Source organism: Sphingomonas sp. LH128, from assembly GCF_000293195.2.
GTDB classification, from domain to species: Bacteria; Pseudomonadota; Alphaproteobacteria; order Sphingomonadales; family Sphingomonadaceae; genus Novosphingobium; species Novosphingobium resinovorum_A.
Map to the genome: position 1 here is coordinate 1 of NZ_ALVC01000539.1, position 3,756 is coordinate 3,756.

Sequence of the window (3,756 nt, forward strand, 5' to 3'; positions counted from 1 at the left end):
TATGCCGCGCTTCGCGCGCGGGCGCTTGATCACAGGCTTGTCTTCTGGCGCTTCATCGTCATTGGCCGCGACCGTCGGCGTGCTCACAAGATCGCCCAGATCCAGTTGCCCCTGATCTCCCAGAATGACGCTGGCGCGTTCCGATCGATTGCCGAATGCTTGTTGGGCCATGCCTTTGAGGAGCGAGCGCAGTTGAGCGTTTTCAGCCCGGAGTTCCCGCACAAGGGCGGCCATCTGCTCGAGATTGTCAGGAAGATTATCGGCTTCGGCAGGCATGCGTGACTATACCACACAGCCCTCATTATACTACAAAAAACCGCAGAATTCAGCCAAAAATAGCGGGCCGCCGCGCCGCCTGGAATGGCAGTTTGTGCCAATCCAGGCCTGACAGAAGGGCCACACATTGAGCTCCGGTCAGAGCAAGAGTGCCGCCTTGCACTGCAGGCCAATAAAACTTCCCATGGTCGAGCCATTTTGTCGCCATAACCGCGCCGGAGCCGTCATGACGGACCAACTTGATTTTGTCAGCAGCCTTATTGCGGAAGACAAACACATCACCGGCGCAGGCATCGTGGCCCAGAACATGTGTCACCAGTCCCATCAGCCGGTTGATCCCGGCCCTGAAGTCGATGGGCTGCGTCGCCACATAGATCCGCACGCTTCCATCGATCGGGATCATTCCCGGATCGCCGCCAGAACGGTGCGCAAGTGCTCCGCCTCGACGGCGCCGCAAATACGAACTGTCACATCGCGCACCACCAATTCCATGCTGGGCGGCGATGCCGGGACGGCCGGCATTTGCGCTTGCTCCTCGCCAACCACCGTCACTGGCACAAGCCGGAGTTCTTCAACGGTCCCCGCCGCTCGCGCCTGCCGGCGCCAATAATGCAGCAGGCCAAGGCCGACGCCGTTATCCCGCGAAACCTGCGCTACCGTTTTTCCGGAAGTGAAGCTTTCCGCAAGAATACGATCGCGCTCATCATCCGGCCATCGCTCGTGCCCACGCCGGACTGGCTCCAAACTAACGGTCAAACGCGAACTTGCACTATGCGACGCACACGTCAAACCAACGTTTGGCACCCCATCAATTTCCTCAACCACTGCCCGAGCTCCTCAACGTCTCGCGCAGATCTACCCCTCAAAAATCAACCAGAATACGTGGGGTCGAAGCAGCGGTTACGATTGACCTGCGCGATTCCCACGCAATCGCTGTCATTGTCCATTTGCAAACCGCCTCCGGATATCATCGGCCTTCAGCGTAGGGGCGAATGCATATCTATCTGAAGTTACAATTGCGAAAGCCATTGTGCTTCCATTTGCGGTGCCGCCACGCCTGATTTACGGAACCGCTACTATGGCCGGCCGCTTGCCTGTCGCAGGAACGCGTGAGGGATGGCCCCTCCTGTCACCAAACAGGATCTCGCTGAATTCTGCGCACTGCGCGACAATACCCCGGCTTCTACTGGGAGAACCGTGATGGGGCGGCGAGTTCGCAGGGATTTGCACCATTCCGCTCCGGCAAGCGGCTGCTTGCACTGTCCATAACCAGGCGAAGTGCAGTGTCCGAGGCCCTCGCGGCGGCGACTTTTCCGGCTGCAGCCCGCAGTTCTCAGCAAGGGCTGCTTTGTGAGGGAGCAACGAAGGGAACATCGAGATGGGAAAATTGACCGTTTTTCACGTCCGCGCCGCCAAGAACGGGCGTCACTGCGATGGCGACGGCCTCTACCTTATGGTCAATGGAAATCGCGCACGCTCGTGGGTGCTGCGCATTCAGCATCAGGGACGGCGGCGCGATATCGGCCTGGGGTCAGTCGATCTTGGTCGCCGCCGCCAGGATGATCCGGTCCATGCGGTAGAAATCTTGCGCAGGAAAGTGCTCACCCTTGCCGAGGCTCGCGACAAAGCCGCAATCCTGCGCCGGCTGACGCTCGCTGGACTCGATCCGGTGGCCGAGCGCGACCGCGAGGTGCGGCGCATTCCCACTTTCGCACAAGCCGTCGATCTGGCGCACGCGGAGCTCTCGAGGGGGTGGACCGCCAAGCATGCGGCCGATTTCAAATCGACCATGCTCAGCTATGCTATACCCACACTTGGCAGCCACAGCGTCGACATTATCGACCACGCCATGATCCGGGCCACTCTGGCTCCGGTATGGACAGACAAACCGTCTACCGCAAAGAAGGTGTTCACCCGCATCAATCAGGTGCTGGCCTATTGCCATGCGACCGGCTTGCGCACGCAGGACGTCCCGCAAAAACAGGTCGTTCGCCGGGGCCTCGCGCGCCAATCACAAAGTCAGCACCATCCGGCTGTCCCATTCCGACAGGTGCCCTTGTTCATGCATGACCTGCTTGGCGGAACCGAAAGCTCCGGACGGCTCGCACTTGCCTTTGCAGCGCTGACCGCTTCACGCAGCGGGGAAGTGCGTCAGGCAACCTGGGACCAGATCGACCTCGACACTAAAATTTGGTCTAAGCCTGCGCACATCATGAAATCGCGTCGAGCAAGCAGCGTACCGCTAAGTGAAGCAGCGCTCGTCATCTTGCGCCGGGCCGCAGTGCTGAGAGGCAAATCGCACGTGGTATTCCCAGGGCGCAGCGGTGCTTTGCTCAATAACGGAGCCCTTCGCAACTCAATGCTCGCACAAGGATGGGGCCATGCGACGGTCCACGGACTTCGTTCAAGTTTTCGGGATTGGGCCGCAGAAGAGATGCCTGCCATTCCCGCAATGGTCGCCGAATTGATACTCTCGCACAGCGTGCTTTCGCAAACCGAGAGAGCTTATCTGCGAAGCGACCTCACCGCCATGCGGCGAACACTGATGGAAGCGTGGGCCGCATTCATCATGCCCCAACCCGAGAAGCCCGCCAGCGGCGCTAGCGCCCCGTGTTCGGGCCCTCTCACGATCGATCGGTGAACTGCCAGCAGGCCGCCATCTTGCTGGCGCGGTGTAGCCGGTGAAGGTCAAACGTTGAGCCGGCCGACCCACGGAATGGTCCCGGCTACTTGACCCACTGCCGGGCAAGCCCCCATGTGATCAGATATTTTCCCGCATCACGCTCATTGACATAGATGTGGGCGAGCGTGCGGCCATAGGCATCCTTGCCGAAGCGTTCGATCGTCACATACCCCTGACCGATCAGGTTCTTCAGGGCATCGCGGCTCTCGTTCCCAAGCTGGAAGTCGCACCATGGCGGGTTTTTGGAAGCCGCCAGCTGCTTGCGCTGCGCCTTCTCGCAGCGCGCAGAGCCATCAAGTTCTGGGGCATCGATTCCCGCCAGCCGCACCCGCTTCCCGCTGCAGAGACGGATGGTATCGCCATCATGGATCGACGAGACGCAAATGCCGGAAGCGGAGGCAGACGCTGCGGCGATCGCCAGTAGGAGGGACATCGCAGCGATGTAACTGGCGCTACGATGCCTGTCGCATGAAAATAGATCCAGTCCGGATCAAAAGGCTGTCCGCCCGCGTGGCCAGGCGGCAACGCTTGGCGCGTGGAGTGTCCCCGCGCCAAGCGTGCATGTCGGGAGCGGTCATCATGCGGCGGCAGATTTCAGAACGCCACGCTCAGCCCCGCGCGCGCCGAAAAGTCCGTGCCGGAGCTGGACTGCTCGCTTCGTGCCGAGATTTTCCAGGTGAAGTCATAGCCGCCTGCCAGCATGCTCACTTCGCCGATCCACGCGCCTTTAAGGCTGTCGCCGGCGATCGTGAAGGCATCGCCCGCATCGTAGCTGTCACCGCCGTTGAAGTAGGCCG

General features: G+C 60.6%; 5 protein-coding genes and 1 pseudogene. 1 reads left to right on the forward strand and 5 read right to left on the reverse strand.

Annotation, left to right across the window (positions count from 1 at the left end; translation table 11 throughout):
* From LH128_RS32665 to tnpA, 3 genes and pseudogenes are all read right to left on the reverse strand, one after another.
* A pseudogene (locus LH128_RS32665) lies at positions 1-276 on the reverse strand (IS66 family transposase); the annotation flags it as partial.
* 49 nt (positions 277-325) lie between these two features.
* Positions 326-679 carry an IS66 family insertion sequence element accessory protein TnpB gene (gene tnpB / locus LH128_RS29850; protein WP_008827841.1) on the reverse strand — a complete coding sequence of 118 codons (354 nt, stop codon included), beginning with the start codon at positions 677-679 and terminating at the stop codon, positions 326-328.
* A complete protein-coding gene (tnpA, locus tag LH128_RS29855) occupies positions 676-1,101 on the reverse strand; it encodes an IS66-like element accessory protein TnpA (protein ID WP_083910030.1) in 426 nt (141 codons plus the stop codon). The genes tnpB and tnpA overlap by 4 nt, the downstream gene beginning before the upstream one ends.
* A gap of 553 nt (positions 1,102-1,654) precedes the next feature.
* Here tnpA and LH128_RS29860 point away from each other — a divergent pair.
* Positions 1,655-2,917 carry a tyrosine-type recombinase/integrase gene (locus tag LH128_RS29860; RefSeq protein WP_008833430.1) on the forward strand — a complete coding sequence of 421 codons (1,263 nt, stop codon included), beginning with the start codon at positions 1,655-1,657 and terminating at the stop codon, positions 2,915-2,917.
* Positions 2,918-3,002: 85 nt separating this feature from the next.
* Here LH128_RS29860 and LH128_RS29865 read toward each other — a convergent pair whose 3' ends face one another.
* Together LH128_RS29865 and LH128_RS29870 are read right to left on the reverse strand one after the other, a co-directional pair.
* Complete coding sequence (locus tag LH128_RS29865; protein ID WP_008833431.1) at positions 3,003-3,287, reverse strand: thermonuclease family protein; 285 nt, start codon at positions 3,285-3,287, stop codon at positions 3,003-3,005.
* 266 nt (positions 3,288-3,553) lie between these two features.
* Positions 3,554-3,756 (reverse strand): hypothetical protein (locus LH128_RS29870; protein WP_008833432.1); only part of this gene is annotated, 203 nt, incomplete at its 5' end.